This is a genomic window from Comamonas sp. MYb21 (assembly GCF_037479395.1).
Classification (GTDB): domain Bacteria; phylum Pseudomonadota; class Gammaproteobacteria; order Burkholderiales; family Burkholderiaceae_C; genus Comamonas.
This window is the reverse complement of the sequence record NZ_JBBGZC010000007.1, coordinates 165,119-186,088: the sequence shown is the minus strand read 5'-3', so window position 1 is coordinate 186,088 and position 20,970 is coordinate 165,119. Positions and strand designations below refer to the sequence as shown.

Sequence of the window (20,970 nt, the reverse complement as noted above, 5' to 3'; positions counted from 1 at the left end):
GGACGACGACCACGCGGCGGGGCGGCCCTTGCTAGTCGTCCCGCCGCACGGGACCGACAGTTTTGAAGGCCGCGAACGACATCTGACACATTGAATGGAAAGACGATAGACATGACCGCTCTCGTTATTGCAGAACACGACAACCAAACGATCAAGACCGCCACGCTCAACACCGTCACCGCAGCCCTGGCTTGCGGCGGTGATGTGCATGTGCTGGTAGCAGGCGAAGGGGCTGCCGCTGCAGCCCAGGCCGCAGCCCAGATCGCAGGCGTTGCCAAAGTCATCCTGGCCGAAGGCCCGGCGCTGAAAGACGGCCTGGCCGAGAACCTGGCCGCGCAAGTGCTGGCGATTGCCGGCAACTACAGCCACATCCTGGCGCCAGCCACCGCCTCGGGCAAGAACGTGGCGCCACGCGTGGCAGCCAAGCTCGACGTCGCCCAGATCAGCGACATCACCAAGGTGGTCAGCGCCGACACGTTTGAGCGCCCCATCTACGCGGGCAATGCCATTGCCACCGTGCAGTCGGTCGATGCGACCAAGGTCATCACCGTGCGCGGCACCGGCTTTGATGCCGCCGCTGCCACTGGTGGCTCGGCCGCGGTCGAAAACGCAGCAGCGGTTGAGGGCAGCGGTAAGAGCAGCTTTGTGGGCCGCGAAGTGACCAAGAACGACCGCCCGGAACTCACGGCCGCCAAGATCATCGTCTCCGGTGGCCGCGCACTGGGCAGCGCCGAGAAGTTCAACGAAGTGATGACCCCGCTGGCCGACAAGCTGGGCGCAGCCATTGGCGCCAGCCGCGCTGCAGTCGACGCGGGCTACGCGCCCAACGACCTGCAAGTGGGCCAGACCGGCAAGATCGTCGCGCCCCAGCTGTATGTGGCAGCGGGCATCTCGGGCGCCATCCAGCACTTGGCCGGCATGAAGGACTCCAAGGTGATCGTGGCGATCAACAAGGACGAAGAAGCGCCGATCTTCAGCGTGGCCGACTACGGCCTGGTGGCTGACCTGTTTGAAGCCGTGCCTGAGATGGCCAGCAAGCTGTAACAACGTGCCAGCAGCCACCCCACGCCGCAACAGCATCCCGCTGACGCTGGATGTGATGGGCAGCGTGGTGGCCGCGAGACGCATCTGAAGGCATCCCCTGGGGGATGCCTTTTTTGTATGCGCGGCGCACCCCAAAACCACAAGCAACGATAAGATGAGGAGACAACGATGAGCTACAAGGCACCTGTCAAGGACATGCTGTTTGCGATGGAGCACCTGGCCCGCATCGACCAGGTGGCACAGATCCCCGGTTTTGAAGAAGCGGGGCTGGAGACGGCGCAGGCCGTGCTGGAGGAATGTGCACGCTTCAACGAAGAGGTGGTGGCGCCGCTGAATGTGGTGGGTGACCTGCAGCCCTCGACCTGGAAGGATGGCCAGGTCAGCACCACGGCGGGATTCAAGGAGGCTTTTGCGCAGTATGTGCAAGGCGGCTGGCAGGGCCTGCAGCACCCGGTGGATGCCGGCGGCCAGGGCTTGCCCAAGACGATTGGCGCAGCCTGTGTGGAGATGCTCAACAGCGCCAACATGAGCTTTGCGCTCTGCCCCTTGCTCACCGATGGCGCCATCGAGGCCTTGCTGACGGCTGGCAGCGATGCGCTGAAAACGACCTACCTGGACAAGCTGGTCTCCGGCCAGTGGACCGGTACGATGAACCTGACCGAGCCGCAGGCCGGCTCGGACCTGGCGCTGGTGCGCACGCGTGCCGAGCGGCAGGGCGATGGCTGCTACCAGGTCTTTGGCACCAAGATCTTCATCACCTATGGTGAGCACGACATGGCCGAGAACATCGTGCACCTGGTGCTGGCCCGGGTGGCCGGCGCGCCCGATGGCGTCAAGGGCATCAGCCTGTTTGTGGTGCCCAAGTTCCTCGTCAATGCCGATGGCACGCTGGGTGCGCGCAACGATGTGCACTGCGTGAGCATCGAGCACAAGCTGGGCATCAAGGCCTCCCCCACCTGCGTGCTGCAGTATGGCGACCAGGGCGGCGCCACCGGCTTTTTGGTGGGCGAAGAGAACCGGGGTCTGGAGTACATGTTCATCATGATGAACGCGGCCCGCTATGCCGTGGGCCTGCAAGGCGTGGCCATTGCCGAGCGGGCCTACCAGCAGGCCGCCGCCTTTGCCAAGGAGCGTGTGCAAAGCCGCCCGGTTGATGGCAGTGTGGCCGGCAGCGCCACCATCATCCACCACCCCGATGTGCGCCGCATGCTGATGACCATGCGCGCCTACACCGAAGGCTGCCGCGCGATGGCCTTGACGGCAGCTGCCGCCTTTGATGCCGCCCATGCCCATCCCGACCAGCAGGTGCGCCAGGACAACCAGGCTTTCTACGAATTCATGGTGCCGCTCATCAAGGGCTACAGCACGGAGATGAGCCAGGAGGTGACCAGCCTGGGCGTGCAGGTGCACGGCGGCATGGGCTTTATCGAGGAGACGGGTGCTGCCCAGCACTACCGCGACGCCAAGATCCTGACCATCTACGAAGGCACCACCGCCATCCAGGCCAATGACCTGGTGGGCCGCAAGACCGCGCGCGATGGCGGCCAGGCAGCGCGTGGCATCGCCAGCCAGATCGAGCAGACCGAGCAGGCCTTGAAGGCCAGCAGCTCGGGCGCAGCCCAGGCGTTTGCACGCGCACTGGCGCAGGCACGGCAGGACTTTCTGGCGGTGGTCGACTACGTGGTGGCGGGCAGCAAGACCGCGCCCAATGATGTGTTTGCGGCCAGCGTGCCGTACCTGATGCTGGCGGGCAATCTGGTAGCAGGCTGGCAGATGGGCCGGGCCTTGCTGGCGGCCGAGCAGCAGCTCAGCCAGGGCGCGGGCGACAAGGCTTTCCTCGAAGCCAAGGTGACAACTGCGCATTTCTATGCCACGCATATTTTGGTAAAAACCTCGGCATTGCGCGAAGAAGTTCTGCACGGTGCTGCCCCGGTGATGGCGCTGCCGCAGGACGGTTTCTGAGCGCCATGTCCCACATCTGAAGCCCCCCGCGCGCCTTGGCCAAGGCGCCTGGGGTCTGCGCCGCTCCCACAGCGCAGAAGGCTTTTGCCATTTGAAGGAGACCTTGTATGTCCAAGCTTCCCGGCGCGTTGCAGAACGTGCCTTTTCCGGTCATCGGCTCGCCGCTGTTCATCGTCAGCAACCCCCAGTTGCTGATTGCGCAGTGCAAGGCCGGCATCGTCGGCTCCATGCCCGCGCTCAATGCCCGCCCGGCCGAGCAGCTCGATGACTGGCTGGCCGAAATCACCGAAACCCTGGCGGCACACAACCGCGCCCACCCTGACCAGCCCGCTGCGCCGTTTGCGATCAACCAGATCGTGCACCGGACCAATGAGCGCCTGGAGCATGACATGGCGCTGTGCGAAAAGTACAAGGTGCCCATTTTGATCACCTCGCTGGGTGCACGCGAGGATGTGTTCCAGGCCGCCCATTCCTGGGGCGGTGTGGTGATGCACGACATCATCAACAACAGCTTTGCCCACAAGGCCATCGACAAGGGGGCCGATGGCCTGATTGCCGTGGCAGCTGGTGCCGGTGGCCATGCGGGCATCAAGAGCCCGTTTGCGCTGGTGCAGGAAATCCGCGAATGGTTTGACGGCCCGCTGGCGCTGTCGGGCAGCATTGCGCATGGCCGTGCGGTGCTGGCCGCCCAGGCCATGGGCGCCGACTTTGCCTATATCGGCTCGGCCTTTATCGCCACCGACGAGGCGCGTGCGGTCGAAGAGTACAAGCAGATGATCGTCAGCTCCAACTCGGACGACATCATCTACAGCAACCTCTTTACCGGCGTGCATGGCAACTACCTGAGCCCGTCGATCCGCGCCGCCGGCATGGACCCGGACAACCTGCCGGTCTCCGACCCCAGCTCGATGAGCTTTGGCAAGGACCGCAAGGCCTGGAAAGACATCTGGGGCAGTGGCCAGGGCATTGGTGCCGTCAAGCAGGTGGTGCCCGCTGCCGAGCTGGTGGCCCGGCTCAAGCGCGAGTACTTTGAGGCCCGCGATGCGCTGCTGGCCAGCAGCCCGAGCCGCGCAGCGGCCCCTGCTCAGGCAGCGTAACGCGCAGATACCAACACCGGCCGCCTGGGCTGAACTTTGGCCCTGCGGCGCTGTCCAACCGCGCTTGACGGCTACGGTGTGATGCGATGGAGATACAGTTTTTTGCCCAGGCTGGCGCCCAGCCGCTGCAGCGCCGCCGCTGCCTGGTATGGGCTGCCGCTGGCCTGGTGGCTGGGGCTGGTCTTGCGACCAGCATGGCGCAGGCTGCCGATACCCCGCTACCCGCAGGCGCGCGCAGCATCCGCATCAGCCAGGCGCAATTGCAGCAGGCGGTCGCTGCCAAGTTTCCGCTGGCCCGCTCCTGGCAGGGCATGGTCGTCATCCAGCTGCAAAAGCCCAGTGTGCAATTGCTGGCAGCCAGCAACAGCCTGCGAGCCGCCTTCGATATCTGGGTGACGGAAAAGCTGATGGGCAACGAATACCCCGGCCAGATGACCTTGGACTTTGGCTTGGCCTTTCAGGATGCCGATGCCAGCATCCGCCTGCACAACGTGCATGTGCAGCAGCTGCAGATGCAGGGCGTGCCCGCTGCCTACCAGGGCATGTTCCAGACCTATGCACCCCGCCTGGCTGAGCAGGTATTGCAAGGCCTGCTGGTCTATGAGCTGCCCGCCAGCCAGCGCATGCTGCTGCAAGGCCTGGGCTATACGGTCGAGCGCATGGAGGTGCAGGAGCAAGGCCTGCGCATTGTGCTGGCGCCCAAAACGGCCACTGCTGCGCCAGCGCGTTAGGCCAGCGTGTAGGGATAGTGGACGGATAGGCCCGGCGCCAGTTGCTCCATCAGCGCCAAGGCTTGCGGCGCCAGCGCCAGACCCTGGTCTTGCGCCGCTTCCAGCTGGGCCATCAGATCGGCCAACTGCAGCCATTGCCCGGCATCGATGCCCAGCAGCTGGGGCAGGGCGTCGGGCCCGGCACTGTGGTCCAGAAAGGCGACGGCCTGCTGCTGGTCACGGCTCAGCAACCAGGCATCGCCGCTGCCCGAGCAGGCAAACACCCACCAGTCTTGGCCCAGCTTGGCCAGCGGGGCATCGCGCCCCCACGTTTCCTGGGCAGCGGCCAGGTGGTCCAGCAGCACAAAATCGCCGGCGATCTCGGTCGTGGGCAGGCCATGGCCGGGCATCAGGCCAGGCACCACAGCGGGCCAGGGGCTGCCGGGCCAGAGCCGCTCGGCAATGGCGGCCGGGGCTTGCAGGGCCAGCATCTCAGTCGTTGCCTTCCTTGCGGGCGGGCGATTTGCCGGTCAAGCGGTCCTTGATGGTCAGCACCCGGGTGACAGCGCTGCCCATGCCCATCAGCTGCAGGGCCGTGTCGGGGTTGAGGCGCTGCACATCGTCAAACCAGGTCATCAGTTTGTCGATCAGGTCGTACATCTCCTGCATGCGCTGCTGGGCGTATTGCTCGTCGGCGGAATGGGTTTCCTGCAGCAGGGCGGAGCGCAGCATCGACTGCGTGGGTTCGATCTCGCGGCGGCGGCGCTCTTCGGCCAGGGTGCGAAAGATCTCCCAGACATCGGCCGGCGCTTCAAAGTATTCGCGCCGGTCACCCGGCTGGTGGCGCATATGCACCAGGCGCCAGGATTGCAGCTCCTTCAAGCCCATGCTGACATTGGAGCGCGAGAACGACAGGCCCTCGGCAATCTCGTCGGCATTGATCGGCTGGGGCGAGAGAAAGATCAGCGCGTAGATCTGGCCCACGGTGCGGTTGATGCCCCAGCGGCTGCCCATCTCGCCAAAATGTGACACGAATTGGCGGGTGAGCTCGGGCAGCGGGGTGGGGGCTTGTTTCATGGCGCTGATTATCGGTTTTTTCTGGAAAAGCTGAAACGCCAGGCTGCGATGGCCTGGAGCGCAGCCCCCCGCGCTTTGTAAAGACGGCATATTTCGCTCGGTCCCCGGGGCAGCCCCGTCAACGCAGGCAGAAACAACGGCGTTACATATGGAGTGGCACTGCGCGCGCGGTGCCACACCCTTGTCAGAACATTGCCAGCCTGCGTTGCAATGGCTTGCCCATTGTGGAGTAGCTGGCCAGAGACTATCTTGCCTACCACAACAACCCATAACAAACGAAATCTGTGGCTGGACATGACCAAAGGGGCTTGCTGTGCTGCCATCGTCTGGCACCACCTGGCTTTCTACGGCCCGATGTCGGATGTCGCAGCGCAATTCACCCCCGGCATCATTGACTGGCTGGCGGAATATGCGCGCATTGCCGTGCAGATTTTCCTGGTCATGGGCGGCTTTCTGTCGGCGGCCAGCCTGGCCCCGCAAGGTGTGGCCCGCTTTGGCAGCCCGCTGGCCAAGATCGGCCAGCGCGCGCTGCGCCTGCTCGCGCCTTATTCCGTCGCGCTGCTGCTGGCTGTGCTCATCGCAGCGCTGGTGCGGCCCTGGTTTGCCCACGAATCCGTCCCCGCCGAGCCCACCTGGCAGCAGCTGATCGCCAATGCGTTGATGCTGCAGGACATCAGTGGCGAAGATGCGCTGTCGGCCGGTGTCTGGTATGTGGCGATCGATTTTCAGCTGTTTGCCGCCGTCACCTTGCTGTTTGCCTGGAGCCGCCGCTGGGCCCGCCAGTGGCTGGGCCTGCAACTGGGCCAGTGGGTCGTGCTGGCGCTCACAGCCTTGTCGCTCCTGGTGTTCAACCGCCACAGCGAGCTGGACATGTGGTTTGTCTACTTTATCGGTGCCTATGGCATGGGCATGCTGGCCTTCTGGGGCAGCCAAAGCGCCAAGCCCTGGTCCTGGACGGCCTGCCTGCTCGCTTTTGGCCTCGTGTCACTGGAAGTGGATTTCCGCCTGCGCATTGCGGTGGCGCTGTGCGGCGCCGTCGCGCTGCTGTGGCTGATGCGCCTGCCGGCAGACAGCCGCCTGGTCGACTGGCTGGGCCGCCAGGCGCCCGTGCGCTGGCTGCAGTCGCTGGGCCAAATGGGCTACTCGGTGTTTCTGGTGCACTTTTCCATCGTGGTGCTGTGCAACGCGGTGGTCTCGCATGTCTGGCCGAGCCAGCCCTGGCTGAACTGGCTGGGCATGGGTCTGGCCTTTGCGCTGTCGCTGCTGGCCGGGCGCGCGCTCTACCTGGGGGTGGAGGCGCGTACGCCCAGCTTGCGCTCTGTTGCCCGCTGGGAGCTGGGCCTGGTCGGGGGCGGCCTGCTGGTGACCCTGGTGGGGGCGCGCTTGTCGATGTAGGCAGGCCCTTGCCGGCGCTTGTCGGTTGGCCGCTCAGCGGTGCAGATCGCCTGCGCGCTCGGGCTGGTAGCTGATGCCGGTCACACGCACGGTCATGGTCTTTCCGCCCACGGACGGCCAGGCCAGTTCATCGCCAATCGACAGGCCCAGCAGCGCACTGCCCACCGGTGCAAATACCGAAATCTTGCTGCTGGTGTCGTCCAGGTCTTTGGGGTAGACCAGGGTCAGCTGGAACTGCTTGCCCGATTCGGCAATGTCAAAGTTCACGGTGGAGTTCATCGTCACCACATCCGGCGGAATATCGCTGGGCTCCACGATATCGGCGCGGGCAATCTCGGCCTCCAGATCCGCCTTGCCGGGGAAGGCACTGGCCGGCATGGCCTCCAGCAGCGCTTCCAGGCGGTCCACATCCAGGGATGACAGGATGAGTTGGGGTTTGCGAGACATGAAAACTTCCTCCGGAGTATGTAATCCCCGAATGTAGGCCATGGCTCATTTCGCACCAAAACGGTGCGAATAGCCTTGGTGTGCGCGGCGCTTGCAGAGGCTGCCGGGATGGCGGACAATGCACGAAATACTGTATATAAAAACAGTCATCATCCGTTAGTATGCCTGCCCGCCATCCCTCCATCCACACCGTTGACACTGCCCCGCTAGACGACCCGCAGGTCCTGCAGCGCTGCGCGGACGACCTGGATGGGCCTGTGCCGGTGCGTGTGCCCCTGCCAGTGGCCCGTAAGGGGCGCGGTGCGGTCGGTGCACCCCGCCACCGTTTTGCCAGCGATGTGCGGGAATGGGCTGACGATGGCTGGACCCCTGCAGCCGCTGAGGCGCCTGTAGCAGGGGATGCAGATCTGAACCTGGAAGAAGGCGCCTGGTGGCAGCAGGACGCCGAGAGCCTGCCGACCCAGGTGCACGAGGAGCGGGCACGCAGCGCGATCCAGAAAAACGACTCACCCGATATCTTCTTTGATCACTCGGTCAACCCCTACCGGGGCTGCGAGCATGGCTGCATCTACTGCTATGCCCGGCCCTACCACAGCTACCTGAACCTCTCGCCGGGGCTGGATTTTGAAACCCAGTTGTTTGCCAAGACCAATATTGCCCAGGTGCTCAAGGCCGAGATCAGCCGCCCGCGCTACCAGCCGGCCTCGCTCAATATCGGCTCGGCCACCGATTGCTACCAGCCGATCGAGCGCGAGCTGGGCCTGACGCGGCAGTTGATCCAGGTGCTCAGCGAGGCCGAGCACCCGTTCTCGCTGATCACCAAGAGCAGCGCGGTGGAGCGCGATACCGACCTGATTGCCGCTGCGGCGCGCAAGAACGCCGCGGCCGTCTACATCACGATCACCAGTCTGGACCCACAGCTGACCCGCCTGCTCGAGCCCCGGGCTGCGGCGCCGCACCGGCGGCTGCGCACGATACGCCGGCTGACGGAGGCCGGCATTCCGGTCGGGGTGAGCGTGGCGCCGCATATTCCGTTTTTGACCGAAGACATGGAAGAGGTGCTTGCAGCCGCGCGCGAGGCCGGCGCCACCACCGCCTTCTACACCGTGCTGCGCCTGCCCTGGGAACTCAATGTCGTGTTCCAGCAGTGGCTGCAGGCCCATTACCCACAGCGCGCCGCCCGGGTGATGCAGCGGGTGCGCGACCTGCACCAGATCAGCGAGGCCGACCGGCTGCGCGGCAAGAGCTATGACAGCCAGTCCTTCAGCCGCATGAAGGGCCAGGGCCTGTGGGCCGATCTGGTGCGCCAGCGCTTTGTGCGCGCCTGCGCGCAGCTGGGCTATGGGCGCGAGCGGCTGGAGATGGATTGGCGCGGTTTTGAGGCCTGGCGCGCGCAACAGGTGCAGCAGGCCGTGCGCCAGGGAGGCGCCGCGCAGGCGCCGCACCCTGGGCAGGGAAACCTGTTTTAGCCGCGCTTGCGAGCAGCGGCGACCGTGGTCGGCGGCTGCGCTGCAACGCTTGCAGGCACAGAGGCAGACGCCAGCTGCGCCAAAGTGGCAGGTGGCGCAGAGCGGCCCTTGCAGCTGGCAAAAATATCCAGATCGGCCTGGTGCAGTGCGGTCTGCACATCGGTCAGGCCCAGCATCGAGTGGAACAGGTTGTCATGGCTGATGCGGGCGGTGGCCACGGCCTGCTGCAGGCAGCTGGTGCTCATGCCCATGCGTTGCTGCATGGCGGGCGAGAGCCAGGTGATCCAGGGCACATGCTTTTGCACATCGGGTGCGACGGAATAGGGCAGGCCGTGCAGGTAGATATTGTTCTCGCCCAGCGACTCGCCATGGTCGGCCACATACATCATCGCCGTGGGCTGGCGTTGGCCCTTGCTGGCGAGCCAGTCGATCAGGCCGCCGAGCATGCGGTCGGTGGCGACGACGCTGTTGTCATAGGCGTTGATCAGCGAGGCGCGGTCGCAGGCCTGCAGATTGACGTTGTTGCACTCGGGGCTGAAGCGCTTGTCCTGGCCCAGCGAGCGCTTGAAATAGGCCGGGCCATGGCTGCCCATCTGGTGCAGCACGACGACCACGCCTTTGGCGCGCTGCTCGGCGGGCAGCGCATTGATGCGCTCATCGAGGCCTTCGAGCAAGGCCATGTCCACGCATTCGCCGTCCTGGCACAGCGCCTTGCGGGCCGCAGCGGGCAGGTCGGTCTCGGTGTTGGCGTTGTGCACGCGGGCGCAAACGCCCTTGCAGCCCGATTGGTTCTCGACCCAGAGGACGGCCAGGCCGGCGCGCTGCAGCACATCGAGCAGGTTTTCATAGGACTTGTCGCTGTTCTGGCTGCTGCGCCCCAGATGGGAGAACATGCAGGGCACCGACACGGCGGTGCTGGTGCCGCAGGACCAGGCGTTGGTGGCGACGGCCAGGTCCTGGCGGGCAGACAGCAAAGGCGTCGTGGGGCGCTCATAGCCATTGGTCGCAAAATTGCCGGCGCGGCCGGTCTCGCCGACGACCAGCGCATAGATCGGGAAGCTGGTCTGGCCGGCATAGCTGGCCCCCAGCTTGGCATCTTCGCCAATCGGGTAGAGCGTGGTGTCGCGGTGCTGGATTTGCTGGGCCACCAGGTTGCCAGCGGCATAGACGGTGGACAGCGGGTTCATCATGTAGCGCAGGCTGGTGTGGTTGCGCATGGCCGACGAGATGGGGCGAAAGCCCGCCATCACGACGACCACCATGGCCAGCACAGCCAGCAGCACCATGCCCAGCTGCTTAAGCACCGGGCGCCAGCCTGGGCGCCGTGCCAGGGTCTGGCGCCAGATCCACCAGGTGGGCGGAATCGCAATGGCCCCCACGGTGACCACCAGACTCCAGTGCAGCAGGTCGGCCGCTTCCTTCACATCGGTCTGCAGCACATTGGTGAGCATCGAGGCATCAATGGCGATGCCGTAGTTCAGCATGAAGCAGGCGGCAAAGGCGGCGACCCAGCACAGCGCGATCATCACCGGCTTGGCGGCCCGGCCCCAGCTGATCAGGTTCAACAGCGCCCAGCAGGCGCAGGCAATGGCCAGACCCAGGCTCAGCCCCAGGACCCACTGCTGCGTGCTGCTCAGGCCGTCTGCCTGCGAGATCGCCTTCCACAAGGCCAGATTGCCCACACTGGCCAGCCAGAGGCTGACAACCAGGCTCCACAGCCACAGGGGCCGAGCGGGCGGGTGCGAGGTGCTGGTGGCCAGATCGGCGCTGAAGGGCAGATGGCCGTCGGATGGGGAGGGTGCGGTGGCTGCAGGCTGGGCGGCAGCGCCCCGGCGCGTGACGGCCTTGCCTGTGGGGGTGATAAACCGGGCAAAGAAATTCATCCCGCCATGGTCGGCAGGCTAGCTTAACAAGTGATTAATATGACAAACACCATAAAAAAACCCGCCGAAGCGGGTTTTTGGGGAGCAGTGCTGGCGCAGGCAGTGCCTGGCCGCTGCGATCAGCGCTTGCCGATAGGCTGCACGTCGCGGGCCACCGAGCCGGTGTACAGCTGGCGTGGACGGCCAATCTTGTACTCAGGATCAGCCATTTGCTCGTTGAGCTGGGCGATCCAGCCGACGGTGCGGGCCAGTGCGAAGATGCCGGTGAACAGCTTCACAGGAATGCCGATGGCGCGTTGCACGATGCCCGAGTAGAAGTCCACGTTCGGGTACAGCTTGCGCGACACGAAGTAGTCGTCTTCCAGAGCAATCTTTTCGACTTGCTTGGCCAGTGCGAACAGCGGATCGTTTTCCAGGCCCAGTTCGGCCAGGATCTCGTTGCAGGTTTCCTGCATCAGCTTGGCGCGTGGGTCGTAGTTCTTGTAGACGCGGTGGCCAAAGCCCATCAGCTTGACGCCGCTGGACTTGTCCTTGACCTGCTCCATGAACTCACCGACCTTGGCGATGCCGCCGTTGGCCTGGATGTTTTCCAGCATGTTCAGACAGGCTTCGTTGGCGCCGCCGTGGGCAGGGCCCCAGAGGCATGCCACACCAGCGGAGATCGCTGCAAACGGGTTCGTGCCCGAGGAGCCGCACAGGCGCACGGTCGAGGTGGACGCGTTTTGCTCGTGGTCTGCGTGCAGGATGAAGATGCGGTCGAGCGCGCGCTCCACCACCGGGTTCACCACATACTCTTCGCAAGGGTTGCCGAACATCATGCGCAGGAAGTTGCCTGCGTAGGACAGGTCATTCTTCGGGTACATGTAAGGCTGGCCCGTGCCGTACTTGTAGGCCATGGCCACCAGGGTCGGCAGCTTGGCGATCAAGCGGATCGCCGCAATGTTGCGGTGCTCGGGGTTGGTGATGTCGGTGCTGTCGTGGTAGAAGGCCGACATGCCGCCCACCAGGCCCGTCAGAACGGCCATGGGGTGCGCATCGCGGCGGAAACCACGCAGGAAGAACTGCATCTGCTCGTTGACCATGGTGTGCTTGGTCACCGTGTCTTCGAACTCGGCCTTCTGCGTTGCATTGGGCAGCTCGCCGTACAGCAGCAGGTAGCAGGTTTCGAGGTAGTTGCAGTTCTTGGCCAGCTGCTCGATCGGGTAGCCGCGGTACAGCAGCTCGCCCTTGTCACCATCGATATAGGTGATGGCCGACTGGCAGGCAGCCGTCGAGAGGAAACCGGGGTCGTACGTGAACATGCCGGTCTGCGCGTACAGCTTGCGGATGTCGATGACATCCGGGCCGATCGAGCCCTGGTAAACCGGAAGGTCTACGCTTGCTGCGCCGTTGCTAAACGATAGCGTGGCTTTGTTGTCTGCTAGTTTCATAAAACTGGTTCCTTCTCGAGTTAGTCCGCAAGAGATGCACGTGGTTTTCGGCTGCGCAGCATCTCCAGCACTTCATGAACATCTGGCGTGTCGAGGTCGCCTGTTGGTTCCTTGCGCCTGAGCATCAAGTCCAGCAGGTCGTTGTCCGACAGGTTCATCAAAGTGGTCAGCCCTTGCGCCTGGCGGACATTCAGGCTTGCTCCGTATGTGCGGAAGAACTGCTCGACGAAGATGTCGTTCTCCACCAGGCCTCGGCGACTACGCCAGCGCAGCAGATCGCGCGCACGTTCATCCAGCAGTTCGTTTTCCATCATTGCTCAATCTGGTTTTTACACCGCACGGCGAACCATCAGTTCCTTGATCTTGCCAATCGCCTTCGTGGGGTTGAGGTGCTTGGGGCACACGTCCACGCAGTTCATGATGGTGTGGCAACGGAACAGACGGTAGGGGTCTTCCAGGTTATCCAGGCGCTCACCGGTGTGGTCATCGCGGCTGTCGGCGATGAAGCGGTAGGCCTGCAGCAAACCGGCGGGGCCCACAAACTTGTCGGGGTTCCACCAGAAAGAGGGGCAGCTGGTCGAGCAGCTGGCGCACAGAATGCATTCGTACAGGCCGTTGAGCTCTTCGCGCTCTTCGGGCGACTGCAGGCGCTCCTTCTCGTTGGCGACAAAGCTGTCGGCCATCAGGTAGGGCTTGATCGAGTGGTACTGCTTGAAGAACTGGGTCATGTCCACGATCAGGTCGCGGATCACGGGCAGACCGGGCAGGGGCTTCAAGACGATGTCACCCTTGAGGGTGTTCATGTTCGTCAGGCACGCCAGGCCGTTCTTGCCGTTGATGTTCATCGCGTCCGAGCCGCACACGCCTTCGCGGCAAGAGCGGCGGAACGAGATCGATGGATCGAGTTCCTTCAGCTTGACCAGGGCGTCCAGCAGCATGCGCTCATGACCGTCGAGCTCCACCTCCACGGTTTGCATGTACGGCTTGGCATCTTTATCGGGATCGTAGCGATAGATTTTGAAAGTACGCTTCATTTTGGGATGTTCTTTCGTGGGCTGCGTGGATTTAGAAGGTACGGACCTTGGGCGGTACCGACGGCACGGTCAGCGGCTTGAGTTGCACTGGCTTGTACTCCAGGCTGTTGGCAGCGCTGTACCACAGGGTGTGCTTGAGCCAGTCGATGTCATTGCGGCCCAGTGGGTACTTGGGATCGTCAGCGGGGTGCTCGTAGTCATCCACGGTGTGGGCGCCACGGCATTCCTTGCGGGCGGCGGCCGAGACCATCGTGGCCTGTGCCACTTCGATCAGGTTGGCCACTTCCAGCGCTTCCATGCGGGCGGTGTTCCAGACCTTGGACTTGTCCTTCAGGGTCACGCCACCGACGCGCGCGCGGATGTCGGCGATCTTCTGGACGCCTTCGTCCATGCTCTTTTGCGTGCGGAACACACCGGCGTGCAGCTGCATGCAGGCACGGATGTCGTTGGCCACGTCTTGTGCGTACTCGCCGCTGGTCGACTCGTCGAGCTTGTTGAGGCGCGACAGCGAGAAGTCCGAGGCGTTGTCCGGCATGGGCTTGAATTCGCCGTAACCGTTGACGTAGTTGACGATGTGCTTGCCTGCCGACTTGCCAAAGACCAGCAGGTCCAGCAGCGAGTTCGTGCCCAGGCGGTTGGCGCCGTGCACCGACACGCAGGAGCATTCGCCCACTGCGTAGAGACCGTTGACCACCTTGTTCTCTTCACCATCCCAGACAACGACCTGGCCGTTGATGTTGGTGGGGATGCCGCCCATCTGGTAGTGGATGGTGGGTACCACAGGAATCGGTTCCTTGGTGATGTCCACGTTGGCGAAGTTGTGGCCGATTTCTTCCACCGAAGGCAGGCGCTTGCGAATGGTTTCTGCACCCAGGTGGGTCATGTCCAGCAGGATGTGGTCCTTGTTCGGACCGCAGCCACGGCCTTCCTTGATTTCCTGGTCCATCGAGCGCGAGACGAAGTCGCGTGGTGCCAGATCCTTCAGGGTCGGCGCATAGCGCTCCATGAAACGCTCGCCATCGCTGTTGCGCAAGATAGCGCCTTCACCACGGCAGCCTTCGGTCAGCAGCACGCCCGCGCCGGCCACGCCGGTGGGGTGGAACTGCCAGAACTCCATGTCCTGCAGCGGGATGCCAGCGCGCGCTGCCATGCCCAGACCGTCGCCGGTGTTGATGAAGGCATTGGTCGATGCCTGAAAGATGCGGCCGGCGCCGCCGGTGGCCAGCAGCACCGCCTTGGCGTGCAGCTCGTACAGGTCGCCGGTTTCCAGCTCGATCGCGGTCACGCCGATCACGTCACCGGATTCGTCGCGGATCAGGTCCAGCGCCATCCACTCGACGAAGAAGTTGGTCTTGGACTTGACGTTTTGCTGGTAGAGCGTGTGCAGCATCGCGTGGCCGGTACGGTCAGCAGCTGCGCAAGCGCGTTGCACGGGCTTTTCGCCATGGTTGGCGGTGTGGCCGCCGAAGGGGCGCTGGTAGATCGTGCCATCGGGGTTGCGATCGAAAGGCATGCCGAAGTGTTCCAGCTCGTACACCACCTTGGGTGCTTCACGGCACATGAACTCGATCGCATCCTGGTCACCGAGCCAGTCCGAGCCCTTGATGGTGTCGTAGAAGTGCCATTCCCAGTTGTCGGGAGACATGTTGCCCAGCGAGGCGGACACGCCACCTTGCGCTGCCACGGTGTGCGAGCGGGTGGGGAAAACCTTGGACAAGGCAGCCACGGACAGGCCAGCCTTGGACAGTTCCAGCGCAGCGCGCAGACCGGAGCCGCCTGCGCCGATGATGACGACATCAAACTTGCGCTTGGTGATGTTCTCTTTTGTATAGCTCATTGTTCTCTTTCAATCGCGGGTATCACAGACGCCACAGAACCTGCAGGCCCCAGCCGAGGCAGCCCACCAGCCAGACCAGCACAAAAATCTGCAGCACCAGGCGCAGGCCGACGGGCTGGACGTAGTCCATGAGGATTTCACGCATGCCCACCCAGGCGTGGTAGGCCAGCGCCACCAGGGTGCCCACGGTGATGAACTTCATCCACTGGTGGGAGAAGATGCCTGCCCACTGTTCGTAGCCGATAGGGCCCTTGATCATCAGCACCTGGACCAGCAGGGCCACGGTGAACAAGGCCATCAGCAAGCCGGTGATGCGCTGGGCCAGCCAGTCGCGCAAACCGTAGTGCGCACCGGTCACGACGCGTTTGGAGCCGTAATTGACGGACATGGGGAATCCTTTCTTATTTATCAGTAAATGCAGTCGCGGGCGATCAGTACAGGCCAAACAGCTTGGCACCCAGGATGGCGGTCAGCGCCAGGCTGATGGCAAAGCAGACGATGGCCGAGCTCTTGCCGAATTCCTTGTTGACCGACTTGTGCGAGACATCCATCCAGATGTGGCGCAGGCCGGCGCAGAAGTGGTGCAGGTAGGCCCAGATGAGCGCCAGCACGGCCAGCTTGATGAACCAGCCCGCAAAGATGCCGGCGCCGGTGTTGAAGGCGGCCGTGAAGCGGGCGTAGGAGAATTCGGAGGAGATCGAGGTGTCGAGCAGCCAGACCACAAAGGGCAGCAGGAAGAACATCACCAGGCCGCTGGCGCGGTGCAGGATCGACAGGATGGCTGCCACCGGGAAACGGTAGCCCGGCAGGTCCGTCAGCATGTTGATATTGCGAAACTCAGGCCGCTTCTTCGTGGTATCTGTCATGGTGTGAAATCTTTCGTGGATGTAACTGCTATGTAATCGCTAGGCTCAAACCTGCAAAATTTTATTGCAATGCAGCGCGCAGGTCTAAGGGTTTCTCTTTAACCCCGTGGTGACTACTCAGACTTGACCGGTGCATTAGCTCAGGGTATTGCTGTAATGGTGGGTGTCCGTCCGATAAAGACCTCGTCGTAATTCCATGGGAACATCGTTATAGGTGTAAGCGACGCGCTCGACGCTCAGCAGGGGGGTCTGGCCGTCGATATCGAGCAATTGGGCCTGTGCCGCATCGGGCAGCACGGCGCGCAGTTTTTCCTGGGCGCGCACCATGCGCACGCCGTACTCCACCTCGAACATTGCGTAGGTAGCGCCGGGGTAGTCGCGCATCTGCTCGGCCGTCAGGCCCTTGAAGCTGCTGCTGGGCAGCCAGATGTCTTCGACAATCGTGGGAATGCCGGCAAACACCAGCACGCGGCGCACATGGATCAGCGACTCGCCCGTGGGCACCTGCAGCAGCTTGCAGATCTCGCTGGCGCCCTTGATGCTGCGGCAGGAGATGATGTTGCGCTGCGCCGGACCCTCTTCGTTGAGGTCGCCACTGTCCGGAAGGAGACGCAAGAAGCGGTACTGCACATTGCGCTCGGCATGGGTGGCGACAAAGGTGCCCTTGCCCTGGCGGCGCAGCAGCAGGTTGTCGGCAGCCAGCTCGTCGATGGCCTTGCGCACGGTGCCCTGGCTGACGCGGTAGCGGGCGGCCAGCTCCATCTCGCTGGGGATCATCTCGCCCGGTTTCCAGGCGCCAGCCTCCAGGCTTTGCAGGATCAGGCCCTTGATTTGTTGGTAGAGGGGGCTGAATGCCGGGGTCGCACCACCCACGCTGTCGCCAGCGGACGTGATTCCGGTGTCGTTTGCATTGGGGGTGGAAGATGTCATGCGCTTGTCTTGGGAGAGATTCAATCTCTCGGGTGTCACAGTGGATGTGACATCCAACGGTTCAAATTTACAGCGCGCATTGTATAGCGCATCAGGGGTCAATCATATCTTATATAAGACATAAGACAAATTGACTGAGTGATCTGTTCAAGAGTACACTTATGCGCTGTTTACAGACCTGCCATCGGGGAATCCCGATCGCTGATTCCAGTCGTTTGACACCCTCTCCGATGCTGGCCTGCTTGGACACCTCATTTCTATTTTCTGGAGTTTTCCCATGAGCAAGAAGCCCGTACGTGTCGCCGTTACCGGTGCCGCTGGTCAAATCGGTTATGCCCTGTTGTTCCGCATCGCTTCGGGCGAAATGCTGGGCAAGGACCAGCCTGTCATCCTGCAACTGCTGGAAATTCCTGACGAGAAGGCACAGAACGCGCTCAAGGGCGTGATCATGGAGCTGGAAGACTGCGCTTTCCCTCTGGTGGCCGGTATCGAAGCCCACAGCGACCCGCTGCAAGCCTTCAAGGACACCGACTACGCACTGCTCGTGGGTGCCCGTCCTCGCGGCCCAGGCATGGAGCGTGCTGACCTGCTGGCTGCCAATGCCCAGATCTTCACCGCCCAAGGCAAGGCCCTGAACGCTGTCGCTTCGCGCAACGTCAAGGTGCTGGTGGTCGGCAACCCTGCCAACACCAATGCCTACATCGCGATGAAGTCGGCTCCCGACCTGCCAGCGAAGAACTTCACCGCCATGCTGCGTCTGGACCACAACCGCGCTGCCTCGCAACTGGCTGCCAAGGCTGGCTTCAAGGTCGGCGACATCCGCAAGCTGACGGTCTGGGGCAACCACTCGCCAACGATGTACGCTGACTACCGCTTCGCCACCGTGGACGGCAAGTCGGTCAAGGACGCGATCAACGACCAGGCCTGGAACAAGGACGTGTTCCTGCCAACCGTGGGCAAGCGTGGCGCCGCCATCATTGCTGCACGTGGCCTGTCGTCGGCTGCATCGGCAGCGAATGCCGCCATCGACCACATGCGTGACTGGGCCCTGGGCTCGGCTGGCGAATGGGTGACCATGGGCGTGCCTTCGAACGGCGAATACGGCATCCCAGCGGGCATCATCTTCGGCTTCCCAGTGACCACCGAAAACGGCGAATACAAGATCGTCGAAGGTCTGGAGATCGACGCGTTCTCGCAAGAATGCATCGACAAGACCCTGGCTGAGCTGCAAGGCGAGCAAGACGGCGTCAAGCACCTGCTGTAATCCAAGGCCGATCCGCATGCTTGCATGGAATGCCCAGCTCTACAGCCGGTTCGAGGACGAGCGCACGCGCCCGGCCGCCGAACTGCTGGCGCGCGTGGCCCTGCCCAGCGATACCGCCTATGTGGTGGATCTGGGTTGCGGGCCGGGCAATTCCACCGAGCTGCTGGCCCAGCGCTTCGTGCATGCACGGGTGCTGGGGATCGACCAGTCGCAAGACATGCTGGCCGCTGCGCGCCAGCGTCTTGCGCATGTGCATTTTGAGCAGGGCGACATCGCCCACTGGCAGGCTCCACTGCACAACGGGCGTTTGCCCGACCTGATTTTTGCCAATGCGGCCCTGCAATGGGTGCCAGACCACGTGCAACTGCTGCCCCGCTTGATGGACATGTTGGCGCCCGGTGGTGTACTGGCCGTGCAGATGCCGGACAACCGCGATGAGCCCACCCACCGCCTGATGCGCGAGGTGGCAGCGCTGCAGCCCTGGGCTGCAGAAATCGGCGATCCGCATGCCTTGCGCACGGATTTGCTGGCCTTGAATGATTACTACGATGTGTTGGCCCGTGATGCGCAGGTGGATGCCTGGCGTACGGCGTACCAGCACCCAATGGACAGTGCGGAGGCGATTGTCCAATGGGTTCGTGGCACGGGTCTCAGGCCCTTTCTCCAGCCTCTGCGTGCCGAGCTGCAAACCAGCTTTGTGGCCGAGTACACCCGCCGCATCGATGCCGCCTATGCCTTGCGCAGCGATGGCCGGCGCCTGCTGGCCTTCCCCCGCTTGTTTTTGGTGGCCAAGCGCCCCATCTGACGATTAGTAGCCATGAGTGTCTCCGCCATCCATCCCGCACAGGTACTGCTGGGCGCCCAGTCTGGGGCCCTGGCACTGCCGGTCTGCGACCACTACAGTGGCGTGGAAGAGCGCATGCGCAAGAGCCTGGCCCTGCAGGCACAGATGATGCAAGAGTTTGGCCGCTGCGTGTTCGATGTGACCTTGGACTGTGAAGACGGCGCGGCCGTCGGCCAGGAAAAAGTCCATGCCCAGCTGGTCGCCTCGCTCGCCAAGAACGCCGCGCCCGGCGCCCGGGTCGCTGCCCGCGTGCATGCGGCCGACCACGCCGCGCTGGCCGAAGACATCGCCACCATCGCTGGCGAGGCGGGCGAGCAGCTCTGCCACATCATGGTGCCCAAGGTCGAGTCGGTCGACGACATCGATAAGGTTGACCGCTTGCTGCAGGCGGCCACCAGCACCCCGGTGCCGCTGCATGCGCTGATCGAGTCGCCCCAGGCTGTGCACCGCGCTTTCGAGATTGCCGCCCACCCCCGCGTGCAAAGCATCAGCTTTGGCCTGATGGATTTTGTCTCTGCCCATGGGGGCGCGATCCCCTCCAGCGCCATGGGCGTGCAAGGCCAGTTCACACATCCGCTGGTGCTGCGCGCCAAGCTGGAGATCGCCGCTGCCTGCCACGCCTACGGGAAAGTGCCGTCGCACTGCGTGGTGACCGAGTTCAAGAACCCCGATGCGATGGAGCAGGCAGCCCGCCGCGCCTATGGCGAGCTGGGCTACACCCGCATGTGGAGCATCCACCCCGCGCAGATCCGCCCCATCTTGCAGGCCTTCGCGCCCACGCAGAGCCAGGTCGATGAAGCGGCCCGTATCGTGCGGGCAGCGGCCGACGCGCAATGGGCGCCGATCAGCGTCGACGGGGTCTTGCATGACCGTGCAAGTTATCGTTACTTTTGGCAAATTTTGGAGCGTGCCGCGCAGACGGGTTGTCCGTTGCCGGGTACAGTGCGGGAGTGGCTGTAACCATCCGGGTCCAGCCCTTTTCCTGTTTCTTGCGTTGTATCGCGGGAGTTGTTATGAAAAATCGCGTGATTTCTTTGTTGGTCTTGGTTCCTGCGCTGACTCTGGCCATGGGCAGTGTGCAGGCGCAAGACAAGACGGCGGCCAAGCCTGCTGCCAAGGCCGCAGCGGCCAAAACCACCGCCGCCAAGAAGGCACCGGCCAAAAAGGCCCCTGCCAAGCGTGCATCCACCGCCAAGAAGGGCGCAGCGGTTGCCGCTGGTGCCGGCGCAGCCGCTGCGGCCGCGTCCATTCCTGCCCAGCAGACCCTGACCCCCGCCGAGCTGGCGATTGCCGAGCAGGTCTACCAAGGCCGCATCAGCTGCGAGCTGGGTGCCTCGATCAATATCGCCAAGGATTCGGTCAACCCCGGCTACTTCTTCGTTGAAGGCAAGGGCTTCAAGTACCACATGGCCCCGGTGGCCACCTCCACCGGCACCATCCGCCTGGAAGACCAGCATGCTGGCGCCATGTGGCTGCAAGTGGCCAACAAGTCGATGCTGATCAACCGCAAGCTCGGTCAGCGCCTGGCCGATGAATGCATGAGCCCTGAACAAAACCAGGTTGCCGAGGCCATCAAGAAAAACCCACCTGCCGCACTGTTTGAAGGCAACGGCCGCTGATAAGAACAGCGGCGCGGCTGCCCGACGCCTTGCGAGCGCCCCACCATTGAAATAGAGAACCG

At 63.4% G+C, this 20,970-nt stretch carries 21 protein-coding genes; 10 read left to right on the top strand and 11 right to left on the bottom strand.

The genetic code is table 11. The annotated features are described in order from the left end of the window. The first annotated feature begins 111 nt into the window (after positions 1–111). The 4 genes from WH367_RS12175 (at position 112) to WH367_RS12160 (ending at position 4,834) form a co-directional block, all read left to right on the top strand. A complete protein-coding gene (locus tag WH367_RS12175; protein WP_339536292.1) occupies positions 112–1,044 on the top strand; it encodes an electron transfer flavoprotein subunit alpha/FixB family protein in 933 nt (310 codons plus the stop codon). A 168-nt stretch (positions 1,045–1,212) separates the two neighbouring features. Next, positions 1,213–3,006, top strand: a complete 1,794-nt coding sequence (locus WH367_RS12170; protein WP_339536290.1) for an acyl-CoA dehydrogenase — start codon at positions 1,213–1,215, stop codon at positions 3,004–3,006. A gap of 107 nt (positions 3,007–3,113) precedes the next feature. After that, the gene (locus WH367_RS12165) at positions 3,114–4,103 is read left to right on the top strand and encodes an NAD(P)H-dependent flavin oxidoreductase (protein WP_339536288.1); all 990 of its coding nucleotides are present in this window, start codon (positions 3,114–3,116) and stop codon (positions 4,101–4,103) included. Between the two features lie 86 nt (positions 4,104–4,189). Further along, on the top strand, positions 4,190–4,834 hold the full coding sequence (locus WH367_RS12160) for a hypothetical protein (protein ID WP_339536286.1): 645 nt from the start codon (positions 4,190–4,192) through the stop codon (positions 4,832–4,834). Here the strand turns inward: WH367_RS12160 and WH367_RS12155 are convergent. Continuing rightward, on the bottom strand, positions 4,831–5,304 hold the full coding sequence (locus tag WH367_RS12155; protein ID WP_339536284.1) for a hypothetical protein: 474 nt from the start codon (positions 5,302–5,304) through the stop codon (positions 4,831–4,833). The genes WH367_RS12160 and WH367_RS12155 overlap by 4 nt on opposite strands. A gap of 1 nt (position 5,305) precedes the next feature. Then, positions 5,306–5,890: a GbsR/MarR family transcriptional regulator gene (locus WH367_RS12150; protein ID WP_239808945.1), complete on the bottom strand. Its 585-nt coding sequence runs from the start codon at positions 5,888–5,890 to the stop codon at positions 5,306–5,308. A 210-nt stretch (positions 5,891–6,100) separates the two neighbouring features. Between WH367_RS12150 and WH367_RS12145 the strand changes: the two genes are divergently transcribed. Continuing rightward, a complete protein-coding gene (locus tag WH367_RS12145) occupies positions 6,101–7,285 on the top strand; it encodes an acyltransferase family protein (RefSeq protein WP_339536281.1) in 1,185 nt (394 codons plus the stop codon). 33 nt (positions 7,286–7,318) lie between these two features. Here the strand turns inward: WH367_RS12145 and rnk are convergent, their stop codons facing one another. Further along, positions 7,319–7,732 (bottom strand): nucleoside diphosphate kinase regulator, encoded by a 414-nt coding sequence (rnk, locus tag WH367_RS12140; RefSeq protein ID WP_339536279.1) that lies wholly within the window; start codon positions 7,730–7,732, stop codon positions 7,319–7,321. A gap of 275 nt (positions 7,733–8,007) precedes the next feature. Between rnk and WH367_RS12135 the strand changes: the two genes are divergently transcribed. Next, positions 8,008–9,201, top strand: a complete 1,194-nt coding sequence (locus WH367_RS12135; RefSeq protein WP_445228110.1) for a PA0069 family radical SAM protein — start codon at positions 8,008–8,010, stop codon at positions 9,199–9,201. Here the strand turns inward: WH367_RS12135 and WH367_RS12130 are convergent. The 8 genes from WH367_RS12130 to WH367_RS12095 form a co-directional block, all read right to left on the bottom strand. Further along, entirely contained in the window at positions 9,198–11,084 is a 1,887-nt protein-coding gene (locus tag WH367_RS12130; RefSeq protein WP_339536277.1) for a phosphoethanolamine transferase, read from the bottom strand. The two genes, WH367_RS12135 and WH367_RS12130, sit on opposite strands and share 4 nt — an antisense overlap. A gap of 119 nt (positions 11,085–11,203) precedes the next feature. Continuing rightward, positions 11,204–12,514: a citrate synthase gene (locus WH367_RS12125; protein ID WP_021026929.1), complete on the bottom strand. Its 1,311-nt coding sequence runs from the start codon at positions 12,512–12,514 to the stop codon at positions 11,204–11,206. A 20-nt stretch (positions 12,515–12,534) separates the two neighbouring features. After that, positions 12,535–12,828 (bottom strand): FAD assembly factor SdhE, encoded by a 294-nt coding sequence (locus WH367_RS12120; protein WP_021026928.1) that lies wholly within the window; start codon positions 12,826–12,828, stop codon positions 12,535–12,537. Between the two features lie 15 nt (positions 12,829–12,843). After that, complete coding sequence (locus tag WH367_RS12115; protein ID WP_021026927.1) at positions 12,844–13,548, bottom strand: succinate dehydrogenase iron-sulfur subunit; 705 nt, start codon at positions 13,546–13,548, stop codon at positions 12,844–12,846. Positions 13,549–13,579: 31 nt separating this feature from the next. Beyond that, positions 13,580–15,385, bottom strand: coding sequence for a succinate dehydrogenase flavoprotein subunit (gene sdhA / locus WH367_RS12110; protein WP_339536275.1), 1,806 nt, complete (start codon positions 15,383–15,385; stop codon positions 13,580–13,582). Between the two features lie 22 nt (positions 15,386–15,407). Continuing rightward, positions 15,408–15,773 (bottom strand): succinate dehydrogenase, hydrophobic membrane anchor protein, encoded by a 366-nt coding sequence (gene sdhD / locus WH367_RS12105; protein ID WP_021026925.1) that lies wholly within the window; start codon positions 15,771–15,773, stop codon positions 15,408–15,410. Positions 15,774–15,816: 43 nt separating this feature from the next. After that, positions 15,817–16,251: a succinate dehydrogenase, cytochrome b556 subunit gene (gene sdhC / locus WH367_RS12100; protein WP_021026924.1), complete on the bottom strand. Its 435-nt coding sequence runs from the start codon at positions 16,249–16,251 to the stop codon at positions 15,817–15,819. A 135-nt stretch (positions 16,252–16,386) separates the two neighbouring features. Beyond that, a complete protein-coding gene (locus WH367_RS12095; RefSeq protein WP_021026923.1) occupies positions 16,387–17,181 on the bottom strand; it encodes a GntR family transcriptional regulator in 795 nt (264 codons plus the stop codon). A gap of 277 nt (positions 17,182–17,458) precedes the next feature. Between WH367_RS12095 and WH367_RS12090 the strand changes: the two genes are divergently transcribed. The 4 genes from WH367_RS12090 to WH367_RS12075 are packed head-to-tail and all read left to right on the top strand — an operon-like array spanning position 17,459 to position 20,908. Beyond that, positions 17,459–18,445, top strand: a complete 987-nt coding sequence (locus tag WH367_RS12090; RefSeq protein ID WP_021026922.1) for a malate dehydrogenase — start codon at positions 17,459–17,461, stop codon at positions 18,443–18,445. Between the two features lie 16 nt (positions 18,446–18,461). Then, the gene (gene tam / locus WH367_RS12085) at positions 18,462–19,250 is read left to right on the top strand and encodes a trans-aconitate 2-methyltransferase (protein WP_339536272.1); all 789 of its coding nucleotides are present in this window, start codon (positions 18,462–18,464) and stop codon (positions 19,248–19,250) included. Positions 19,251–19,262: 12 nt separating this feature from the next. Then, positions 19,263–20,249 (top strand): HpcH/HpaI aldolase/citrate lyase family protein, encoded by a 987-nt coding sequence (locus tag WH367_RS12080; protein WP_339536270.1) that lies wholly within the window; start codon positions 19,263–19,265, stop codon positions 20,247–20,249. Between the two features lie 53 nt (positions 20,250–20,302). Further along, entirely contained in the window at positions 20,303–20,908 is a 606-nt protein-coding gene (locus WH367_RS12075; RefSeq protein WP_021026919.1) for a hypothetical protein, read from the top strand. Positions 20,909–20,970 lie beyond the last annotated feature (62 nt).

Bases quoted from the DNA above. Each gene is read 5' to 3' on its own strand.
- WH367_RS12175 (WP_339536292.1), top strand. From the start codon at position 112: ATGACCGCTCTCGTTATTGCAGAACACGACAACCAAACGATCAAGACC.
- WH367_RS12165 (WP_339536288.1), top strand. From the start codon at position 3,114: ATGTCCAAGCTTCCCGGCGCGTTGCAGAACGTGCCTTTTCCGGTCATC.
- sdhD (WP_021026925.1), bottom strand. From the start codon at position 15,773: ATGTCCGTCAATTACGGCTCCAAACGCGTCGTGACCGGTGCGCACTAC.
- sdhC (WP_021026924.1), bottom strand. From the start codon at position 16,251: ATGACAGATACCACGAAGAAGCGGCCTGAGTTTCGCAATATCAACATG.
- WH367_RS12145 (WP_339536281.1), top strand. From the start codon at position 6,101: ATGGCTTGCCCATTGTGGAGTAGCTGGCCAGAGACTATCTTGCCTACC.
- WH367_RS12155 (WP_339536284.1), bottom strand. From the start codon at position 5,304: ATGCTGGCCCTGCAAGCCCCGGCCGCCATTGCCGAGCGGCTCTGGCCC.
- WH367_RS12170 (WP_339536290.1), top strand. From the start codon at position 1,213: ATGAGCTACAAGGCACCTGTCAAGGACATGCTGTTTGCGATGGAGCAC.
- WH367_RS12115 (WP_021026927.1), bottom strand. From the start codon at position 13,548: ATGAAGCGTACTTTCAAAATCTATCGCTACGATCCCGATAAAGATGCC.
- WH367_RS12090 (WP_021026922.1), top strand. From the start codon at position 17,459: ATGAGCAAGAAGCCCGTACGTGTCGCCGTTACCGGTGCCGCTGGTCAA.
- WH367_RS12095 (WP_021026923.1), bottom strand. From the start codon at position 17,181: ATGACATCTTCCACCCCCAATGCAAACGACACCGGAATCACGTCCGCT.
- WH367_RS12075 (WP_021026919.1), top strand. From the start codon at position 20,303: ATGAAAAATCGCGTGATTTCTTTGTTGGTCTTGGTTCCTGCGCTGACT.
- sdhA (WP_339536275.1), bottom strand. From the start codon at position 15,385: ATGAGCTATACAAAAGAGAACATCACCAAGCGCAAGTTTGATGTCGTC.
- WH367_RS12125 (WP_021026929.1), bottom strand. From the start codon at position 12,514: ATGAAACTAGCAGACAACAAAGCCACGCTATCGTTTAGCAACGGCGCA.
- WH367_RS12120 (WP_021026928.1), bottom strand. From the start codon at position 12,828: ATGATGGAAAACGAACTGCTGGATGAACGTGCGCGCGATCTGCTGCGC.
- WH367_RS12130 (WP_339536277.1), bottom strand. From the start codon at position 11,084: ATGAATTTCTTTGCCCGGTTTATCACCCCCACAGGCAAGGCCGTCACG.
- tam (WP_339536272.1), top strand. From the start codon at position 18,462: ATGCTTGCATGGAATGCCCAGCTCTACAGCCGGTTCGAGGACGAGCGC.
- WH367_RS12080 (WP_339536270.1), top strand. From the start codon at position 19,263: ATGAGTGTCTCCGCCATCCATCCCGCACAGGTACTGCTGGGCGCCCAG.
- WH367_RS12160 (WP_339536286.1), top strand. From the start codon at position 4,190: ATGGAGATACAGTTTTTTGCCCAGGCTGGCGCCCAGCCGCTGCAGCGC.
- rnk (WP_339536279.1), bottom strand. From the start codon at position 7,732: ATGTCTCGCAAACCCCAACTCATCCTGTCATCCCTGGATGTGGACCGC.
- WH367_RS12150 (WP_239808945.1), bottom strand. From the start codon at position 5,890: ATGAAACAAGCCCCCACCCCGCTGCCCGAGCTCACCCGCCAATTCGTG.